Source organism: Janthinobacterium sp. Ant5-2-1 (assembly GCF_001445815.1).
Taxonomy (GTDB): domain Bacteria; phylum Pseudomonadota; class Gammaproteobacteria; order Burkholderiales; family Burkholderiaceae_D; genus Janthinobacterium; species Janthinobacterium lividum_E.
On sequence record NZ_LNCE01000038.1, the window covers coordinates 16,590 to 38,050 of the forward strand.

Annotated in this window: 8 protein-coding genes; all 8 read left to right on the plus strand. The window is 67.4% G+C overall.

What is annotated here, in order from left to right:
- Nucleotides 1-14 precede the first annotated feature (14 nt).
- Nucleotides 15-13,673 carry a filamentous haemagglutinin family protein gene (locus tag ASN89_RS13590; RefSeq protein WP_058049628.1) on the plus strand — a complete coding sequence of 4,553 codons (13,659 nt, stop codon included), beginning with the start codon at nt 15-17 and terminating at the stop codon, nt 13,671-13,673.
- Between the two features lie 146 nt (nt 13,674-13,819).
- The gene (locus tag ASN89_RS13595) at nt 13,820-15,457 is read left to right on the plus strand and encodes a ShlB/FhaC/HecB family hemolysin secretion/activation protein (RefSeq protein ID WP_152988560.1); all 1,638 of its coding nucleotides are present in this window, start codon (nt 13,820-13,822) and stop codon (nt 15,455-15,457) included.
- Between the two features lie 56 nt (nt 15,458-15,513).
- Entirely contained in the window at nt 15,514-17,295 is a 1,782-nt protein-coding gene (locus ASN89_RS13600) for a DUF2341 domain-containing protein (protein WP_058049629.1), read from the plus strand.
- Between the two features lie 13 nt (nt 17,296-17,308).
- Entirely contained in the window at nt 17,309-17,719 is a 411-nt protein-coding gene (locus ASN89_RS13605) for an ExbD/TolR family protein (RefSeq protein WP_034753784.1), read from the plus strand.
- 10 nt (nt 17,720-17,729) lie between these two features.
- Entirely contained in the window at nt 17,730-18,446 is a 717-nt protein-coding gene (locus ASN89_RS13610) for an energy transducer TonB (RefSeq protein ID WP_235501965.1), read from the plus strand.
- Between the two features lie 36 nt (nt 18,447-18,482).
- Entirely contained in the window at nt 18,483-20,219 is a 1,737-nt protein-coding gene (locus ASN89_RS13615) for a putative porin (protein WP_058049630.1), read from the plus strand.
- A 6-nt stretch (nt 20,220-20,225) separates the two neighbouring features.
- Nucleotides 20,226-20,897, plus strand: coding sequence for a hypothetical protein (locus tag ASN89_RS13620; protein ID WP_082654563.1), 672 nt, complete (start codon nt 20,226-20,228; stop codon nt 20,895-20,897).
- A gap of 26 nt (nt 20,898-20,923) precedes the next feature.
- Nucleotides 20,924-21,415: a YbjN domain-containing protein gene (locus tag ASN89_RS13625; protein ID WP_052755691.1), complete on the plus strand. Its 492-nt coding sequence runs from the start codon at nt 20,924-20,926 to the stop codon at nt 21,413-21,415.
- The last annotated feature ends 46 nt before the right edge of the window (nt 21,416-21,461 follow it).

Below are 21,461 nucleotides of genomic sequence, written 5' to 3' on the forward strand. Positions count from 1 at the left end.
AAGGGAATGTCGCCATGCAGCGAAGCAAGTCGGTCACGAAACACGCATCCTCCTCCGCCATGGCGGGCAGCCACAACGGGCGTCCGGTGCGCTTGAAACCGCTGGCGCTGGCCATCGCCATGCTGCTGCAGGCGGGTGGCGCGCAGGCGCAGCAGCCGTTCAGCGGCGCCTGGTTCGCGGGCAAGGGCGCGCAGCAGGGAACGGCCGCCGCCACGGGACGCTTGCCGAATGGCCAGCCGGCCACGTCGCTGAACAATCCTTTGCTGCAGCAGCAAAAAGCGGAAGGCAAGTTGCAGCAATCGCTGAACAACCTGTTGCTGGCCGCGCGCGGCATCGCCGCCGAACAGGCGGTGCAGGCGGCCGCGCGCCAGGCGGCGCTGGCGGCCGGCGGCGCGCCCGACGGCCTCGTCAAGGGCGGTTTGCAGGTCGACAGTAACAGCCTGACGGCGGGCTGGCTCAACGCCCAGGCGCCCGTGCAAACCCAGGCCGATGGCAAGACCGTCGTGAAGGTCGCGCAGACGGATGACAAGGCAATCCTGAACTGGGAAAGTTTTAACGTCGGCAAGAACACCACCTTGCAGTTCGACCAGAAATCGCACTGGTCCGTGTTGAATCGCGTCAACGATCCGCTGGCGCACCCCAGCCAGATCCAGGGCCAGATCAAGGCCGACGGCACGGTGATGATCGTCAACCGCAACGGCATCGTGTTTACGGGCAGCAGCCAGGTCGATACGCGCAACCTGGCCGCGGCCGCCATGGGCATGAGCGACAGCCAGTTCAAGAGCGGCCTGTATGGCAAGGCGCAGGGCACGGGCGCCGTGCCCACCTTCGCGAACGATTTGTTGCTGGGCCAGAATACCTTTACGCATGCTGCGGCCGAAGCGGACGTCGTCGTTGCCGCCGGCGCGCGCATCGACACGCGCAAGCCGCAGACGGTGACGGAAGGCGGCGGCTATGTACTGCTGGCCGGCCGCGCCGTCGAGAATGCGGGCGCCATCACCACGCCGAACGGCCAGACCACCCTGGCGGCCGGCGACGCCATCGCCGTGCGCCAGGGCATGGGCACGGACAAGAACCAGTATTCGAGCACGCGCGGCAATGAAGTCGAGATGCTGCGCGTGGCTGGCAGCAGCGCCGGCAGCGTCGTCAACAACGGCTTGATCCAGGCGGCCACGGGCGACATCACGCTCAGCGGCAATAGCGTGCGCCAGGATGGCGTGCTGTTGTCGAGCACGACCGTCAACGGCCGCGGCACGATCCACCTGGCGGCGGCGGGTGAGAATGCCGCCGTCACCCTGGCGCGCGGCAGCGTCAGCGCCATCGTCATCGACGACAACGGCGCCACGGCGCTCGACGTGCAGCGCGATACCCTGCTGAAAGACACGGGCAAGGGCACGGATACGCCGCAGGACCGGCGCGACCAGTCGCTGGTGCGCATCGTTTCCGCCGGCAACATCGAGTTCGAAGGCGATTCGCTGACCCTGGCCACGGGCGGCCAGGTGCTGGCCGATGCGGCCCGCCGCAGCCACGTGGCGCGCGGCGCGGCCATCGACGTCTCGGGCGCCGTCGGCGTGAAGGTCGACATGAGCAGCAACAATGTGCTGATCAACGTGCAAGGCAACGAGCAGCGCGACGCGCCAGGCAGCCGCGACGCCAAATACCTGAACAACAGCGATGTGTGGGTCGACCGCCGCGACCTGGTGCTGGTGCCGGCCGGCACCAACGGCTACGCCACGGACCGCTGGTACACGGCGGGCGGCTTGCTGGAAGTGAGCGGCTACCTGAACACCAGCGGCCACGGCATCGGCGAATGGGCGGCCCAGGGCGGCACCGTCGGCTTTGGCGGCGGCGAAGTGGTGACGCAGGCCGGTTCGCGCATCAACATCGCCGGCGGTTCTCTGGACGTACAGACGGGAATGGTCAAGCAGACGTGGCTGAAAGGCGCCGATGGCGCGATGTACAAGCTCAGCACGGCCCCCGGCGACAATCTGTACACGGGTCTGTACCGCGGCTATGAAAGCACGCATGCGCGCTGGGGGGCGAACACGACGGAAACCCATGCGAATGCCTTGATCGGTCCCCGCGAGCGCCTGGAAAACGGCTACACGGTGGGCCGCGACGCGGGCCGTCTGATCGTCTCCACGGGCGCCGCCGTACTGGAAGGCGATGTCGACACGTCCGTATTCCAGGGCGAACGCCAGCAGCGCAAGCGCGATGACGGCGTCGATAGCTACAAGCAGGCGCAAACGTCGGCCGCACGTGCCGGCCAATTGATCGTCGGAAAAATGACGCCCGTCTTCGATCCGAAGGCGGGCCAGTTGCGCGACAGCCCGCAAGCCGTGCTGGAAAGCGTCGAGATCGGCAAGGTGGCGCCCGTCGCCGATGGCCAGCTGCTCACTGAAGCCTTGCCGGCCGCGCGCAGCAAGACCTTGCAGCTCGATGCGGACTGGCTCAATGGCCTGGAACTGGGTGCCCTGAATATCTACGCCTACGACAAGCTCGACGTCAACGCCGACGTGCGCGTGGCCGATGGCGGCGACATCGCCCTGCATGCCACCGACGTGGCCATCAAGGCGAACGTGAGCGCGCGCAGCGGCAGCATCGCGGCCGGCAATATGGTCTCGCGCTACCAGGCGAACGGGGGCGCCGTGTGGATCGACGGTCCCGTGTCGCCGGAAGGGCGCGCCACGGGCCCGGCAGGCCTGCGCGTGGCGCCCGGCATGCGTCTCGATGCGCGGGGGCTGTGGAGCAACCTGGAGCTGGACCCGGGCGCGGTCGCCGGCCTGCCGTACGTGAATGGCGGCAAGGTCACGTTGAAGAGTTCGGGCGACATCGAGCTGGCCGGCGGCAGCGTCATCGACGTCTCGTCGGGCGCGGCCTTGATGAGCAATGGCAGCCTGCAGGGCGGGCGCGGCGGCGACATCGCCCTGGCCGTTGACTTGCCGCGCGAAAAAACGCCGACGGGCGCCTTGCTCAAGCTTGACGGCGAGCTGCGCGGCCATGGCGTGAAGGGCGGCGGACGCCTGACGATCGACAGCGGCACGGCCGTCAGCATCGGCGGCAAGCTGCGGGACGGCGACGTGCTGCCAGGGGGAAGCAGCGCCCCCGTCGGCCTGCGCCTGGCCGATGAATTTCTGATTGCCAAGGGCGAGAAGATTCCCTTCGATTTCGCGCTCAGCACCAGCCTGATCAAGCCGGGCCAGACCTTGAGCATGCCCGTGACGGCGGACGTGTCGACGCAGAAACCGCTGGTCGTGGGGGACAATGTGCTGGTACCGCCGGGCGCGAGCTTCTTCATCAACGGCACGGCGTATGTCCAGGGCGGTTCCATCGTTCCCGCCGGCAGCGTGGTGACGGCCATCAATGGCCTCACCACGGGTTTCGAGGTCTCGGCGGCGGCTTTTCCGAACGGCTTGCCCATCGTGCCGATCACGACACAGTATGCGGCCGGCAGCATCGCCGCTGACGATGTGCGCGCGCCGCGCGGCGTGCTGCTGCCGACCGGCACCATGCTGGGGCGCGACGTTGCCGTGCAGCCCATGCTGGCGCTGGACGCCAGCCTGTTCCAGAGCGGCTTTGCCGACTACGCCGTCACGGGCCGCGACGGCGTCGTGGTGGTCAAGGATGCGCATATCGATGTGAAGATGCCCGTGCTGCGCTTCAATCCCGCCACCGGCCACACGGTGGCGGGCGGCACCGATCCAGGCGCCGCGCTGGAAGTGTGGACGCCGGAGCTGTACCAGGAAGATGCGCGCAAGGGCCGCTTGACGCAGCGCGCCGGCGCCGACCTGACGCTGACGGCCGGCAGCCCGTACGTGAAGGGCTCCCTGGCGGTGGCGCAAGGCGCCGTCGTCACGGTCGATCCGGGCCGCCAGATCAGCATGACGAGCAATGGCCAGGTCAGCATCGATGGCCGCCTCGACGCCTGGGGCGGCAAGATCGCCGTGCTGCCCGGCACGTTGGGTACGGGCAGCGATGCCGATGTGCCGAACGGCAAGGGACAAGCCACGTCGATCTGGATCGGTGAACACGCCGTGCTCGACGTCGCCGGCCGCGCCACCGTCGCCACCGACATGCGCGGCGGCCGTTATGGCCGCGCCGACAAGGGCGGCAGCATCGAAATCGGCGCCCGCTACAAGGCCGACGCGGCCAGCGTCGACGCGGCCGACGCCTTTGTCGTCGTGCGTCCGGGTGCGCTGCTCGACGCCAGCGGGGCGCAAGCCATGCTGGACTTGCCGAATCAGGGCGCCGTCAACGTGGCCGGCAGCGGCGGCTTGATTTCGCTCAGTTCGTACAACGGCATCTTTGCCGATGGCACCATGCGCGCGGTGGCCGGTGGCGCCGGGGCCGCCGGTGGCACCCTGGCGCTGGCGCTCGACACGCCCAATTACGGCCAGGTGAACCGCCAGACGCTGGAAGGCGATAGCGTCGACAATGCGGTGCGGGTACCGCGCGAATTCGTGTTGGCGCAAGTGCAGGGCGACAGCGTCTTGCCGGTCGATTTGCGCGCCGGCCAGCAGGATGAGGCCTTGCGCTACGGCAGTGCGCGCCTGGGCGCCGACCGCGTGAAGGCCGGCGGCTTCGATAACCTGGCCATGCATGTGAACGGCATGCTCAGCGTCGATGGCGACGTCAAGCTGTCGCTGGGCCAGAGCCTGCGCCTGAGCGCCAGTTCGCTGGGCCTGGCGCAGCAGCAACAGCCGCTGCCGCAGCTGGATGGGGACGGCCAGGACAAGGTGCCTGGCCTTGCCAGCCAGGTGCACCTGGCTGCGCCGTATGTACGCCTGGGAACGGCCGCGCGCGCGCAGAAAGACAATTACATCGTGCCCAATGCCGTGAAGGGCTCGAAAAATTCGGGCAAGGGGCGCGGCATGCTGGGTGTGCCGCTGGTGGCCGATGGTTCCCTGCTGCAGATCGATGCGGGCATGCTCGACCTCGCGGGCGAGGTCAACATGGGGACGCGCGGCGAGATCGTGCAAAGCAGCGGCACGCCGCTGGCCGTTGAACGCGATGCCTTCGAACAGCTGACCCTGAACAGCCGCGGCGACTTGCGCATGTCGAACAACGCCGCCCTGTACCAGCCGGGCAACGCCACCCTGGTCGCCGCGCAAATCTATCCGGCCACGGGCGACAGCGGCATGGTCACGGTGGGCCAGAGCAGCCGGGTCGATGAATACGGCAATATCCGCGTCACGCTCGATCCGCTGCGCACGCTCACTGTCGAGCGCAGCGCCGGCAGCGCCACGCCGAACCAGCCGTTTTCCGTGTTCGGCAGCCTGAGCCTCATTGCGCCCACCATCAACCAGCATGGCGTGCTGCGCGCGCCGCTGGGCCAGATCACCCTGGGCGCGGAAGGCTTTGAAGCCAACACGGGCCATGTCAATCTGTTGCCGGGCAGCCTGACGTCCGTCAGCGCGAAAGGCTTGACGATGCCGTACGGCGGCACGCTCGATGGCCTCAGCTACCTGTATGACGGCAACGACGTCGTCTTCAAGGGCGTGGGCAACGGCCCCGAGATCGCCTTGACGGGTGCCACCGTCGACGTGCAAGCCGGCGCCGTGCTCGACCTGTCGGGCGGCGGCACCTTGACGGGCGCGGCCTTCCTGGGCGGACGGGGCGGCTCCACCGATGCGCGCCTCAATCCGCTGGTGCAGATGAAGCCGAATGGCGGTTTTACCTTGCCCGGCCTGAATACCAATCCCGTGTACGCCATCATTCCCGGCGTGCAGCCGGACGTGGCGCCTTTGACGGCCGAGCAGGGCGCGGGCAAGCCTGCCGTGGGACGCCAGATCACCATCGCCGCGGGCGTGCCTGGCCTGGCGGCCGGCACCTACACCTTGCTGCCATCGAATTTCGCCTTGCTGCCGGGCGCCTTCCGCGTGGAGCTGAATGGCCTGGCCGGCGCCGTCGAGGCGGGCGGCATGGTGGCCATGCGTAATGGTTCGTACGCGACGGCGGCGCAGACGGGTATCGCCGGCACGGCCATCCGCGACGCCGTGCCGAGCCAGGCCATCCTGACGCCGGCCGACGTGCTGCGCAGCTATTCCCAATACAACGAGACCGGGTATGCCGCCTTCGCCGTGGCGCAAGCCACGCGCGACGGCGTGCCGCGCGCCACGCTGGAACGCGACGCCAAGGGCGTGCGGGTGCAATTGATCGCCCCGTCCCTGCACAGCGTCGAAAATAACCACACGCCATTGATGATGGATGGCAGCGCCCTGTACACGCCGGCCGAGGGCGGCTTTGGCGGCTCGCTGCTGCTGGGCACGGGTGGCCATGCGGGTACCCGCTATCAAGTGCTGGCCGACGGCACGGCAGCGCAGGCGGACTTCGATGGCGTCTCCGTGCACGCTTCGCAGATCAACGCCTTCGGCGCCCAGCGCCTGGGCATCGGCGGCTTGCCGCGCGTCACCTACAGCGATTTCGCCACGGGTACCAATCAGCGCGCCAATATCGCCGCCATCAACGAATCGGCGGGCGGCATCGTGCTGCGCGAGGGCGCCGTGCTGAAGGCGGCCGAAGTGTTCCTGGTGACCACGAAAACCGACGACGGCATCTTCCTCGAGCAAGGTTCCGGCATCAATACGCTGGGCCGCGGCAAGGCGGCCTGGGACTCGCGCGACGGCTTTGTGTACCAGCCGATGGGCAGCGTGCTGGCCGTCTCGAACGGCTGGCTCGACATGCTGCCGGCCGTGCGCACGCCGTTCGATTCGGGTGGCCCCGGCATCATCGACATCGGCACGTGCGTCAAGGCGGGCGGCGCCTGCACGGGCACCACCTCGCTGTATTCGGAAGGCACCATCGCCGCCGTCACGGAGCGCGCATTTACCCTGCGCGACAACGTGCGCTACGGCACGCGCAACCTGGTGCTGGGGATGGGGGCGATCAATATCGGCAGCGCGGCTGCGCTGGCGGACGCCAGCGCCCGTGGCGCTTTGCCGGACGGCCTGGCGCTGAACCAGGACGTGCTCGACCGCCTGCTGCGCGGCGATACGAGCACGGGCGCACCGGCGCTGGAAAGCCTGGGTTTGACGGCGCGTAATTCCTTCAATTTCTACGATTCGTCGCAGCTGTCGACCATCGATGCGGCGACGGGCAAGTCGTCGCTGTCGCGCCTGGTGCTCAACACGCCCGCCATCTACGGCTATGGCGGCACGGACGCGTTGGCGCGCATCCACACGGACACCCTCGTATGGCAGGGCGCGACGAATGCGCCCGGCGCCGTCGTTGCCAACGGCCCCGGCACGGGCAGCGGCCGCTTGCAGATCGACGCCAGGCGCATCGAGTTCGGCTTCACGCCGGACAGCCGTCCCGACACCATCCATAACCTCGACCGTTTGATACTGGGCTTCGGCCAGGTGGCGCTCAATGCCAGCGAGCAGCTGACCGCCAACAACAAAGGCGGCCTGTCCGTCTACCAGTCGCAAAGCGCGTGGGATACGGCCATCAACGGCTACCGCTACAGCGGCGGCGATCTGCTGATCAACACGCCGCTGCTGACGGGCGCGGCCGGTTCCGTCAACCGCATCACGGCGGGCGGCGACCTCAAGGTGAGCGCGCCGGCCGGCGCTACCCCCACCACACCGACGAACGCGGCGCTGGCCGGCGCCCTGGGCGCCGAAGTGGCGCTGAACGGCAACAGCGTCAGCGTGGATACGTCCGTGGTTCTGCCAAGCGGAAAGCTGACCCTGTCGGCCGAGCGCGATGTATTGCTGGGCGACAAGGCCAAGCTGGACCTGGCGGGCCGCAAGATCGATTTCTACGACACGAGCAAGTACAGCTGGGGCGGCGACGTGATCCTCGACAGCCGCGCAGGCGACGTGCGCCAGGCGGGCGCTTCCGTGATCGACCTGTCGGCCGTGAATAACCGCGCCGGCAAGCTGAGCGTGATCGCCACAGGCGACGCGGCGGGCACGGCCGACTTGCGCGGCAGCTTGCTGGGCGGCGCCAGCGGCCATTATGACGCGGGCGGTACCCTGGTGCCCTACGCGGCCGGCGGCGTGGAGGTGCGGGCCCAGCAGATCGGCGACTTCGCCGGTCTCAACCAGCGCCTGAACACGGGCAAGGTGTTCGGCAGCCGCAGCTTCCAGCTCAAGCAGGGCAATTTGACCATCGGCGACGAGGTCAAGGCGCGCGAAGTGAGCGTGTCCGTCGATGGCGGCAGCTTGACCGTGAGCGGCCGCATCGACGCCAGCGGCGAACAGGTGGGCAGCATCCGCCTGGCCGGGCGCGACGGCGTCACCATCCAGTCCGGCGCCGTGCTCGACGCGCATGGCACGGTGCTGCGCACGGACAGCTATGGCCAGGTGATCGAGGCGCCGAACCGCGCCGTCATCGAACTGGCCGCGCCTGGCGGACGCTTGAGCCTGGAAAGCGGCGCGCGGTTCGACCTGCGCAGCGGCGACAAGGGCGGCAACTACGGCAGCATCGACCTGAACGCGCGCCGCCTGGGCGGCGCCACGGGCGACGATATCGATATCGATGCGGCCGGCGCGCTGAACATCGCCGGCGCGCGCACCATCAACGTCAACGCCTTCTGGCAATACAAGGATGCCCCGGCTGGCGCCAGCAAGGATGCGGACGGCCGCAGCTACCAGGGCATCAACCAGGCCTATCTGGACGAGAAACACGGGGACAGCCAGGTCTTCATGGCCCACGCGCTGGCCAACGGCAACTTGATGAGCAACAAATTGCGCGGCTTGCGCGGCGACGCCAATGCTTTCCACTTGCGCCCTGGCGTCGAGGTCGTCAGCGCCACGCCGGGCGGCGACTTGCACATCGATGGCGACATCGACCTGTCGGGCCACCGCTACGACGGCGTCAATCCGCTGGCGCGCCTGAGCGGCGTGTACGGCTCGGGCGAGGCGGGCGCGCTGGTCGTGCGCGCCGGTGGCAAGCTCAGCGTCTTTGGCAGTATCACGGATGGCTTCGATACCCGCACCTTGCCCGTCACGTCGGACGACAAGGGCTGGCAACTGGTGAAGGGCCGCTTGCCATGGGGCGGCGAGGTCGTCGTGCCGCAAGCGGGCCTCGTGACCCTGGCGGAAGACACGTATTTCAAATCGGGCACGAGCGTCAATTTCGCCGTGCCGATGAAAGCCATGCAGCTGCGCGGCGGCACCTTGCTGGCGGCGCGCGCCACCTTGACGGCGGAATTGAACCTGCCGGCCGGCAGCGTGCTGGGCGGCGCCGTGCGCGATGCCGACGGCACGGTGCTGTACGCGGCCGGCACGGTCTTGCCGAAGGCGCTGACCTTATCGAGCGGCATGCAGCTCGATCCCGGCCTGCGCCTGCCCGGCGCGGCCAGCGTGGCGGCCATGCTGTGGCCGGCGAACGTGGCCTTGCCTTTCCCGGAAGGCAAGCCGCGGGACACGGGCGATAGCGTCAATCCCATCAACGGCGTGGTGCTGGCGGCGGCGCTGGCGCTGGACAAGGGCAGCGTGCTGCCGGCCGGCACGCTGGTCAAGCTGCCGGACGACGCGACCGTGGTGGCGTTGCGCGCCGAGGATGGCGCGGGCAGCCAGGGCCGCAACCTGGCGCTGGCGCCCATGCTGGCCCAGGGTTCGCAAGCGTGGTCGCTGCGCCTGGTGGGCGGCGCCGATACGGCCGCCGCCGATACGCGCGCGCTGCGGCCGCATGCGAAGGATGCCCATCTGATGCTGGCCGATACGCATTACGGTATGGGGGAACGGACGTCGATCAAGCCGGGCACGGGCTTGCCGGGCAAATATATCTACAGCGCAGAAGCCATCGAGATGGGATTTCCGGAAGGCGAGGTCAACGTCGATGACTTGGGCGGCGAGCAATTCATGCTGGAATACTACGCCAATCTGGTGGTCAAGATTGCCGACGGCACGCCACCCGAAATGGTGACCAACGTGGAACCGGCGCGCCAGCCCCTGTTCAGCGTGCTGCGCACGGGCACGGGCGACCTCGACTTGCTCGCCGCCGGCGATTTCGACATGCGTTCGCTGTATGGCGTCTACACGGCGGGCACGCAGTCGGCCTCGCCGCTGGTCGATGGCAAGGATCTGTTCAACCTGCCGCGCGGCCTGAACGCCAAGGGCAAGCTGCTCGGCGCGCTGGGCGACGAGAAGTTGACGCGTTTCGTCGATGGCGGCAGCGAGAGCCTGTACCGCGCCTGGTATCCGGAGCACGGCGGCAACCTGCTGCTGCGCGCCCAGGGCGACGTCAAGGGCGACACCATGGGGACGGCCACCACCCAGCGCGAGGATGCCATCGGTACCCTGAGCGCGCAGCAGGATACCAGCGACATCGGCGCCTGGCTGTGGCGCCAGGGCAGCGGCAGCACGGGCGCGGGCGTGCCGACGGCGTGGTGGATCAACTTCGGCACCTATGTCGCGCGTCCCGAAGGCTACGATCTGTTTTCGGGCGTTCCGGTGGTATCGGGCTTTACGGGCATCGGCACCCTCGGCGGCGGCAACGTGCTGCTGCAGGCGGGCGGCAACGCCGGCATGCTGACGTCGCGCGCCGATCCGGGCGGCGAGTTCGCGCCGCGCAGCCAGGGCCTGAACGTGGCTGTGGCCAGCACGGGCAGGGTGACGCCGGACGGCAAGCTGCTGCTGACGGGCGGCGGCGACCTCGACATCCGTATCGGCGGTGGCCTCAACCCTGTCGCCGAGGTGCGCAGCTTCGACGCCAACAGCGATGTCCCGAATGCCGACACGCGCTTCGAGCGCCAGTATCCGACGCTCAACAGCACTTTCACGAATCTGCGCGGCGCGCTGCGCATGGAGGCGGGTGCCGTGGGTGGCGTCGAACTGCGCTTCGACCGCGCCGATCCGAAGGAATCGCGGCCGTATGAAACCTATGCGGCGGGCACGGCCATTGCCAGCGGCGGACCGATCCTCGTGCCGGGCGACAGCGGCGTGCGCATCGATGCGCGCGGCGACCTGGTGCTGGGCGGTACGGCCGATGCGGGCCGCGTCAAGCAGCTGGGCAATGGCTCGCCGTTCAACTACCAGGGCGTGAAGCGCCAGGGCGAAGGCTGGAGCTGGTTCTCGCTGTGGACGCCGGCCACCGCCATCGACCTGTTCAGCGCCGGCGGCAATCTGACGCCGACGTCCGCCTGGATGCAATCGGAGATGGGCGATAACCACGCGCCAACGGATGCACGCTTCGTCATGCCGTCCGTGCTGCGCGCCGTGGCCGCCAGCGGCAGCCTGTACTACGGCAATGCCAGCCTGGGCCGGCTGGGCGAGGGCGGCAAGGTCGACATGCCGCAAAACGGCGTGATCCTGGCGCCGTCGCCGGTGGCGCCGCAATTTGTCAAGACGGGCGCGGGCCAGCTGGAAATGCTGGCGGCCGACTCCATCCATGCGGCCGGCTATCCGATCACGCCATCGGGCGCCGATCCGCGCCTGTTGCCAAGTCCGTTCAACCCGGGCTTCGTCGGCGCCCTGGACCCGGTCTGGTTCGGTCTGCTGCCCTTGCATAACGTCAGCGCCAACGGGCTGGCGCCCGGTGCGCTGAAATGGTTCGGCTCGTCGTCGAATGGCGCCAGCGACGGCTCGCAGCAACTGTATCCGCTGTTCAGCATGACGGCGCCGACGGTGTCGGACTACGTGCCGGTGGGCCAGCTGCCCGCGCATTTCTATGCCAACAGCGGCGATATCGTCGGCCTGCGCACGGGCGGCATCGTGTACCGGGGAACACTGAAGGGCGAAACGGGCCCGCTGGGCGTGTGGTACGAAGGCGGCGGCGCCGTGGCCGTGCGGGCTGGACGCGACATCGTCAATTCCGGCACGCCGCTCGGCAGCGTCGAGGGCGTGCCGGACGGTGCGGCAGGATGGACCAGCCTGGGCTATGTCGGCCGGCCCGATTATCCGGACAAGCCGGTCGTCTCCGGCGTCTCGTCCGCGCGCGGCAACCTGTTCGTGCACCGCCATGCCGACGACGTCTCCGTCGTCAGCGCCGGCCGCGACATCCGCTACAGCACCTTCTACGTGGCGGGACCGGGCCAGCTGAACGTGAGCGCCGGGCGCGACCTGTATATGGCCGACAAGGCGGAATTGCGCAGCCTCGGTGCCATCGTCAACACCGGCCCCGGCGAGCGCGGCAACGGCGCCGGCATCAGCGTGGCGGCCGGCGTGGGTCGCAATGGTCCCGACTATGCGGCCTTCGCGGCGCGCTACCTGGACCCGGCCAAACTGGCCGATCCAGGCCGCCCGCTGGCCGACCAGGCCGGCAGCGCCGTGTACGTCTACGGCGGCAAGCTGACCCTGGCCGACTGGCTGCGCGGCCAGTTCGCCTACAGCGGCGACGAGGCGGGCGCGTCCGCCTTCCTCGGCACGAAGCAGGCGGAACTGGAAAAGGCCGGTCAGGCCACGGGCGCCGTGCGGCGCGACCTGGCGCGCGAGTATGCGCAGGTCAGCCAGCTGCACCTGGTGAACTGGCTGACGAAGCGCTTTGGCGGCGACAGCGGTCTGGGCATCCGCTACGACCCGGCCACCGATGCGCGCAGCTTCTTTGCCGCCTTGCCGAAGGAGCAGCAGCAGGTCTACCTGAGCAATGTCTACTTTGCCGAACTGAAGGCGGCCGGGCGCGAGTACAACGATGCGGACGGCATGCGCCGCGGCAGCTACCTGCGCGGCCGCGAAGCCATCGCCACCCTGTTCCCGGCGCAGGACAAGGCGGGCCAGAAGATCGAGTACAAGGGCGACCTGACGATGTTCAGCAGCGCGTTGTACACGGTCAACGACTACGACGGCGTTTATACCAAGCGGCCGGTCGCGGGCGTGCGCTACCTGAGTCCGCAGGAGTGGGCCGAGGCGGGCCGTCCGACGGTCAACGTGCCGCACGTGATCGTCAACGACGCCGGCATCCACACGGATGTCGGCGGCGATATCGGCATCACGGTGCCGGGCGGGCGCGCGCTGATCGGCGTCGACGGCGGCTATGCGCCGGGCGAAGGCTCGGGCGTGCTGACGCAGGGTGCGGGCGAGATCCAGATGTATGCGAAGGACAGCATCCTGCTGGGCCAGAGCCGCATCTTCACCACCTTCGGCGGCAACATCCTGGCCTGGTCGGCCACGGGCGACATCAATGCGGGCCGCGGCACCAAGTCCACCGTCGTCTACACGCCGCAGCGCCGCAGCTACGACAGCATCGGCCTCGTCAGCCTGTCGCCGAGCACGCCGGCCACGGGCGCCGGCATCGCCACCCTGAATCCGATCCCGGAGGTGCCGCCCGGCGACATCGACCTGATCGCCCCGCTGGGCAGCATCGACGCGGGCGAGGCGGGCATCCGCGTTTCGGGCAATGTCAACCTGGCGGCCTTGCAGGTGATCAATGCGGAAAACGTCCAGGTGCAGGGCAAGTCGACGGGTCTGCCCGTGATCGCCACCGTGAACGTGGGCGCGCTCAGCAATGCCAGCGCGGCCGCCACGCAAGCCGTGACGGCGGCGCAAGACGTGCTGCAGCGCGAACGGGCCGCCACGCGCCAGGCGCTGCCGTCGCTGTTCACGGTGAAGGTGCTGGGCTTTGGCAACGAGCAGGCGGACGAAGCCGGTGTCGGCAAGCACCAGGGTGGCGAGCCGCAGGCGTCCAGCTACCAGCCGGCCGGCGTGGTGCAGGTCCTGGGCGCGGGACCGTTGACGGCGCCGCAGCTGCAGGCGCTGACGCCGAACGAGCGGCGCGGCTTGCAGCCTTGAGTGGAGTTTTATGAACATTTGATGACATTCGGCAGTCGCCGCGCGCGGCGGCTGTCTAGGCATCAGTAGATCAGCATTAGCAACAAAAAAACGCCGGCCCAGCGCCGCAACACAGGGCAACCGTTTGATTTTAAGGTGAATGGAAGATGCGTGAAATGACAACCAAGGGCAGGGGCGTGCCGCCAGCGGCGCCTGCAAGGGCCTTGACGATGCTGTGCCTGGCCATGCTGGCGCTGCCCGGCATGGCGCGCGCGCAGGATGCGGTGCCGGCGGCCGCGCCCGTCGCCGGGCCGGAACGGCAACTGACGATCGAGGAATACCTGGTGCGCGGCAATACCGTACTTGATGCGCGCGCCATCGAAGAAGCGGTCACGCCCTTCCTGGGGCCGGGCCGCACCCTGAAGGACGTGGAAGGGGCGCGCGACGCCCTCGTTGCTGCATATCAAGCGCGCGGCTACCAGTCCGTCTACGTGGATTTGCCGGAACAGCAGGTGGAGCAGGGCGTGGTGGTGCTGCAGGTGAGCGAAACGAAGGTGGGGCGCTTGCGCGTGGTTGGTGCGCAATACAACTCGCCGCTCGACGTGCGCCAGCAAGTGCCGGCCCTGACGGAAGGCAAGGTGCCCGACTTTACCCAGGCGCAAGTGGAATTGACGGCCCTGAACCGGGGTCCCAAGCGCCAGGTGATGCCCTTGGTCAAGCAGGGCAGCCTGCCCGGCACCATGGACGTGGACCTGAAAGTGGAAGACAGCAGCCCGTGGCGCGCCAGCGTCGGCTTGAACAATGATTACAGCGCCGATACCAAGAAACTGCGCAGCAGCATCTCGCTCGGCCACGACAACCTGTGGCAGATGGGGCATAGCGCCACCATCAGCTTTTTCGGCACGCCGGGCGACTTGAACCAGACCAAGGTGTGGTCAGCCTCGTACGTGGCACCCATCGGCACGCAGGGCTGGAGCGTGGAAGCGACCGGCTACCAGTCGAACAGCAATGTGGCCAGCACGGGCGGCACCAGCGTGCTGGGCAAGGGCCATGCGCTGGGCATGAAGCTCAATTACACGGTGCCCAACAGCGGCATCTGGTGGCACAGCTTTAGCGGCGGCATCGATTTCAAGGATAACCAGGAAGCGTTGCAATTGAATGGCGCCGGTTCCAGCGTGCCCTTGAAATACGTGCCGCTCAGCGTGGCCTACAACGGCTTTGCGCAGACGGAGACGGCGACGTACGGCCTGGGCCTGTCGCTGGTGGCCGGCACGCGCGCCGCGTTCGGCTATGGCAGCAACAGCGCCGCCTACGACAACAAGCGCTACAAGGCCTCGCCCAGCTTCCTCGTCCTGAAGGGCGACGCCAACGCCACCACCACCTTGGGCAGTGGCGCGCAGCTGTACGGCAAGCTGGCGGGCCAGCTGGCCGACGCGGCGCTCGTGTCGGGCGAACAGATGGCCGCCGGCGGCGCCAATTCCGTGCGCGGTTATCTGTCGGCCGAAGCGACGGGCGACTATGGCGTCTCGGGCACCGTCGAATGGCGCACGCCCCAGCTGACGTATTTCAGCCGCCTGGAAAACTGGCGTCTGTTTGCCTTTGCCGATGGCGCGCGCCTGCGCCTGCGCGACCCGCTGCCGGAACAGAAAGACCTGTTCGGCCTGGCCTCGGTGGGCGTGGGCAGCAGCTTCCAGTTCCTGCGCTACCTGAATGGCCGCATCGATTTCGCCTATCCGCTGCGCGATGGCCCGCGCACGCACAAGCACGTGCGCCGCATCAATTTCAACCTGTCGGCCAGCTACTGACGGGCCAGCTCACCAGCACCGCACTTTTTTAGACTTTTCTTCGGAGAATCACTGTCATGCAACGTCTTTTTTTCCTGCTCACGATCCTGGGCACGCTCGTTCCCGGCCTGGCGCATGCCTGGTGGCAGCCCGACTGGGCTTACCGCAAACCCGTCACCGTCGACGCCGGCCCGAAGGCGGGCGCCGTGGGCGGCGATCCCGGCCGCATTCCCGTGCTGCTGCGCTTGCATTCGGGTAACTTCAATTTCGAAGGCGTCAGCGACAACGGCGCCGACCTGCGCTTCGTGGCGGGCGACGATAAAACCGTGCTGAACCACCAGATCGAGCAATTCAATCCGCTATTGGGCATCGCCCTGATCTGGGTCGACGTGCCGGCCCTGACGGCCGGTACGCCGCAGCAGCTGTGGATGTACTACGGCAATCCGAAGGCGCCCGCTTCCGGCAATGGCCAGCGTACGTTCGACCCCGACTACAGCCTCGTGTACCACTTCACCGAGCCTGGCGTGCCCTCGCGCGACAGCACCGCCTACGGCAACCATGCCCAGACGGCCGTGCCGGCGCTGGACGGTTCCGTCATCGGCGCCGGCGCCCGCCTGGGCACCACGCCGCTGATGCTGCCCGCTTCGCCATCGCTGGCGCTGGCCGCCGGCGCGCCATTCACCTTCTCTGCCTGGGTACGCCCGGACAGCCTGGGCGCGCAGCAAGTGCTGTATGCGCGCCGCGACGGCGCCAATGAATTGCTGATCGGCGTGGACCAGGGCGTGCCTTTCGTGCAGGTGAATGGCCAGCGCAGCAAGCCGGGCCAGCCCATCCAGGCCGCGCAATGGTCGCACCTGGCCGTCAAGGCCGACAAGAACAACGTGGCCCTGTACGTGGGCGGCCGTCCGGCCGTGTCGCTGGCCACCGCCTTGCCAGCCTTCGCCACTGCCGCTTCCGTGGGCGCCGATGCGCCGCCGGTCGCCGCCGGCGCCGCCACCCTGGCCAACTTCACGGGCGCCATCGACGAGCTGCGTCTGTCGCGCACGGCCCGTCCCGACGCCCTGCTGCTTGCCGACGCCGTCTCGCAAGGTTCCGAATCGCGCCTGGCCGTGTTTGGCGCCGATGAACAGCAGGCGGGTAAAAGCCATTTCGGTTTCATCATCGCCGCCATGCCGCTCGACGCGTGGATCGTCGTCGGCGTGCTGGGCCTGATGATGGTCTTGTCGTGGATCATCATGATCGGCAAGGGCCGCAGCTATGGCGCCATCTCGCGCGCCAATGCGCAATTCATGCAGTCGTTCCATGAAGCGGCCGGCGCGCCGCTCGACCACTTGTCGCGCAACGGCAAGCTGAGCGCTTCCGTGAAATCGGATTCCTCGCTGTGGCGTTTGTATGACGTGGCCATCGACGAAATGCGCCGCCGCCACGACCGCGGCTATGACTTGAACGCCGTCTCGAACGCGACCATCGGCGCCATCCGCGCCGCCATGGATGGCGTGATGGTGCGCGAAAGCGAGCGCATGTCCAAACGCATGATCTGGCTCTCGACCACCATCGAAGGCGCGCCGTATGTCGGCCTGTTCGGCACCGTGATCGGCATCATGCTGGTGTTCGTCGTGGCGGCCATGGCCGGCGCCGTGGACATCAACTCGGTGGCGCCGGGCATGGCGGCAGCGCTGCTGTGTACGGCCGCCGGCCTGGGCGTGGCCATTCCCGCCCTGTTCGGCTACAACTGGCTGTCCTCGCGTTCGGACGCCATCGTTGCCGACATGGCCGTCTTTGTCGACGAGTTCGCCACGCGACTGGCGGAAGAGCAGGGCGACGGACGCCAGATGCGTCCCGTGCTGCAACAGGCGTGAGGGGCGCATAACCATGGCCACCTCCGCCAAATTTACCCCCCGCAAGCGTAGCGGCGGCATCAACATCACGCCCTTCGTCGACGTGCTGCTGGTGGTGCTGGTGATCTTCATCTTGACCAGCAACGCCAGCATTCCCGGCATCAAGGTCGACCTGCCCAAGGCCAGCTCGGCCATGGCGCTGGAAAAACCGAAGACCAAGGCCATCACCATCGACAACGCGGGCCAGGTCTTCCTCGACGCCTATCCCGTCACCTTGCCCGAGCTGGAAGAGCGCCTGCGCACGGAAAAAGCGCTCACGCCCGACTTCCCCGTGATCGTGCGCGGCGATGCCGCCGTGCAGTACGCGAAAGTGGTCGAAGTGCTCGATTTGCTGCGTCGCATCGACCTGAACCAGGTGGGCCTGGTGACCGGCAAGCCGGCATGAGGAGCGCAAGGTGAAGCGTGACGACATGATGAAGATGGCCGCCCCGGAATCGTCGGGCGCGGCGCAGTGGTGGCGCCGCTGGGGCGGCGTGGCCGGCGGCGTGCTGCTGGCCGGCGCGCTGGTCGCGCTGGTCTGGTATTTGCTGTCGGACACGGCCGCCACCAAGCGCGAAGTGGCGGCCCCGCCGATGCTGATGCTGCCACCGCCGCCACCGCCGCCGCCGGAACCGGAAAAACTGCCGGAACCGACACCGGACAAGGTGGTGCCGGAAGTGTCGGAGCCGGAACCGACGCCGGCCGACAAGCCGATGGATGACGCGCCGGAAAGCCCGTCGCCGGACAAGGGCGACCCCGTCACCATCGACGGCGCGGCGCAGGCAGGCAGCGACGCCTTCGGCATCCAGGCCGGGCGCGGCGGCGGCATGACGGGCGGCGGCGGTGGCGGCGGGCTGGGCGCGGGATCGTATGGCCGCTATGTGGCCAACGCGCTGCAACTGGCGTTTGCCCGCGACCCGCGCACGCGCCAGCTGGCGTTTAGCGACATCCGCGTCGACCTGTGGCTCGATACGGAAGGCAAGACGACGAAAGTGCAGCTGGTGCAAGGCACGGGCAATGCGCAGACGGATGAGCAGGTGCTGGCCATGGTGCGCGATTTCCGCGCCGATGAGCGGCCACCGGCATCCCTGCGTTTCCCGGCCCGCGTTTCCATTAAAGGTCGGCGCCCGTAAGCGCATGAACTAATTCCTCATTTACCGAAAGAAGCGATGAATTCCTTATTTTCTTCCCCACAGCGTGCGCGCCGCCTTCCGCTGGCGTTCGCTGCCCTGGCCCTGAGCATGGCGGCAGGCGCGGTACAAGCCCAGACGGCACCTGCCGACAGCACCATGGTCAAGCTGATCCGTGGCCTGATCCAGAGCGGCGCCCTGAACAAGGATGCCGGCGAAGCCTTGCTGGCGCAGGCGCAGAGTGAAGCGCTGGCACAAGCGCAAGCCCGTCCGGCCGCTGCGCCGGCGGCCCTGGCGCAGGTGCAGCCGGGCGACGTGCGCGTGCCGTATATTTCGCAAACCGTGCGCGAACAGATCCGCGACGAGATCAAGGGCCAGGTCATGGCCGAAGCAAAAGCGGGCGGCTGGGCTGCGCCGAATGAAACGCCGGCCTGGACCAAGCGCATCCGTCTGGAAGGCGACGTGCGCGCGCGCTACGAATCGCGCTATTACGACATGGCCAACAGCAATATCGAGATCGACTGGCGTTCGCTCAACAGCGGCAGCGGCTACGACGTCAATTCGAACACCAACCTGGCCCTGCCGGCGTTGCTGAACACGCGCGAAGACCGCAAGCACTTGCTGCGCGCGCGTGCCCGCCTGGGCATCCTGGCCGACATTTCCGAGACCACGCAAGCGGGCATCCGCCTGGCCAGCGGCAACGACGACAGCCCTGTGTCCACCACGCAAACCCTCGGTGGCGGCCTGGGCAAGAAAAACATCTGGCTGGACCAGGCCTGGCTGTCGTACCAGCCCGCCTCGTGGCTGAAATTGACGGCGGGCCGCTTCGACAATCCCTTCGTCTCTGGCGACGAACTGTTTTCCAGCGAACTCAATTTCGACGGCATCGCCGCCAAGGTGCAGCAGCCGGTCGGCGAGAGCAAGGACGTTACCGTCTTCGGTACGCTGGGCCTGATTCCGCTCGAGTATTCGTCCGACAATGCGCCTAGCCGCAGCCAGGCAAAAATGTCCAGCGAAAACAAGTGGCTGCTGGGCGCGCAAGTGGGCGCATCGTGGAAGATCAATAGCGACCACCAACTGCGTGGCGCCTTGGCCTACTACAACTTCCGCAACATCAGCGGAGAATATTCGCAGCCGTGCGCGCTGTACGCGGGCGCCGATGCCTGCAGCACGGACTGGTCGCGTCCATCGAGCATGCAAAAGGGCAATAGCTTGATGTTGCTGCGCAATATCGCCTTGAACCCGCTGGATCCGGCCAATACGCCGCAGCCGCAATTCGTGGGTCTGGCCTCGAAATTCCGCCTGGCCAACCTGAATGCGCGCTGGGATAGCAAGGTCGCCGGCGGCACGGACTTGCGCATCGAAGGTGACTATGTGCGCAACATGGCCTACGACAAGAACGAAATGTGGGCGCGCGCCAAGGGCGGCATCATGAACAATTTCGGCGGCACGGGTGGCGTGTCGCAAGCCGATTTCAAGAGCGGCGGCAATGCCTACATGCTGCAGGCAACCCTGGGCAAGGCCAGCCCGGCCGCGCGCGGCGACTGGAACGTGCTGCTTGGCTACAAGCGCATCGAACCGGACGCCTTGCCTGACGCCTACAACGATTCCACTTTCCACCTGGGCGGCACGAATGCGCGCGGCTATTACCTGGGCGGCGCCTATGCGCTCGACAAGAATACGTGGCTGAACGGCCGCTGGACGTCGAGCCGCGAAGTGTTCGGTTCGGCACTGTCGATCGACACCCTGCAAATCGAACTGAACGCGCGTTTCTAAGGAGCCATGATGTTGATATCCAACAAAATGCGCCTGCCTTTACTGCTGCTGAGCTTGCTGGCCGCCAGCACGGCTCAGGCGCAAAAGGGGCAAAGCATGGAAGAGCGTTTGCGCGCCGAATTGCGCAACGTGACGGCGCAATTGCAGCAGACGCGCGGCGAACTGGAATTGCTCAAAGCCAAGGGCGTGCCTGCCGCCAAGGCGGCGCCCGTTGCGGTCGAACCTGCCAGCGATGGCTTGAAAAAGGAGCTGGCGCGCAGCCAGTCGCAACTGGCGCAGGAGCGTGCGCAGCGGGAAAAACTGGGCGAGCAGCAACAACATAGCGCCGCCGCCGCGCAAGAGGCGGCCGCCAGCCTGGCGCAGTACCGCCAGGCCAGCGAGCAATTGACTGCCACGGGCAAGCGGCTGGAAGCGGAGCGTGCGCGCCTCGACGGCGAAGTGACGGCCCAGCGGGGCGCCCTGGCGCGCTGCGAAAGCAAGAATGCCCAGCTGTATGCGGCCGGGCAGGACATCCTGCAAGCGTATGAAGGTCTCGACGTGCTGGACGTCATGAAGGCGCGCCAGCCGTTCGCCGCGCAAAGCCGGGTAAAACTCGAGCAAATCGCGCAGCAGTACGGTGACCAGCTGTACCAGGGCCGCTTTGATGCGCGTCAAACAGAAACGCCGGCCCCCCAATAATTTTTCTTGAAATGAATGGAATGACGATGGAAAACACGAATACCAACTTGCTGACCACCCTGAACGCGGAACAAACGGCCGAGGCCATCAAGGCGGCCGGCTGCGCCGTGACCAGCATCGAACACGATGGCGTCGTGCGCCTGCACAGCGCCAGCCATGGCATCGGCTTCCAGGTGCTGTGGGGCAATGAAGCCGCGCCTGGCCAGTACGCGGATCTGACCCTGAGCTGCCCGCTGCGCGTGCAGGGCGGCGATTTGCCTGCCGGCTTGCTGGCCGAATGGCACCGCAGCAAGCGCTTCGCGCGCGTGGCTCAGCATGGCGATTTCGTCGTGCTGGAGATGGATGTGCTGGTCGCCGGCGGCGTCAGCACGGAGTACCTGAATATCAATCTGCAACTGTGGACGCAGATGATGGGCCAGTTCTTCTTGTTTTTGCGCAACTTTACGCCGGCCGATACGAGCACCGCACCGGTAGTCGAGGCCGCCAGCGTGGCAGAAGAAGAAACTGTGCCAGCCTGATAATCCGTCCAGTGGAGGCGAAAATGGCCCGCGACGGGCCATTTTC

What these genes read in the sequence shown, in the direction of transcription:
- ASN89_RS13590 (WP_058049628.1), top strand. Translation starts at nt 15, where the DNA reads ATGCAGCGAAGCAAGTCGGTCACGAAACACGCATCCTCCTCCGCCATG.
- ASN89_RS13595 (WP_152988560.1), top strand. Translation starts at nt 13,820, where the DNA reads ATGCGTGAAATGACAACCAAGGGCAGGGGCGTGCCGCCAGCGGCGCCT.
- ASN89_RS13600 (WP_058049629.1), top strand. Translation starts at nt 15,514, where the DNA reads ATGCAACGTCTTTTTTTCCTGCTCACGATCCTGGGCACGCTCGTTCCC.
- ASN89_RS13605 (WP_034753784.1), top strand. Translation starts at nt 17,309, where the DNA reads ATGGCCACCTCCGCCAAATTTACCCCCCGCAAGCGTAGCGGCGGCATC.
- ASN89_RS13615 (WP_058049630.1), top strand. Translation starts at nt 18,483, where the DNA reads ATGAATTCCTTATTTTCTTCCCCACAGCGTGCGCGCCGCCTTCCGCTG.
- ASN89_RS13620 (WP_082654563.1), top strand. Translation starts at nt 20,226, where the DNA reads ATGATGTTGATATCCAACAAAATGCGCCTGCCTTTACTGCTGCTGAGC.
- ASN89_RS13625 (WP_052755691.1), top strand. Translation starts at nt 20,924, where the DNA reads ATGGAAAACACGAATACCAACTTGCTGACCACCCTGAACGCGGAACAA.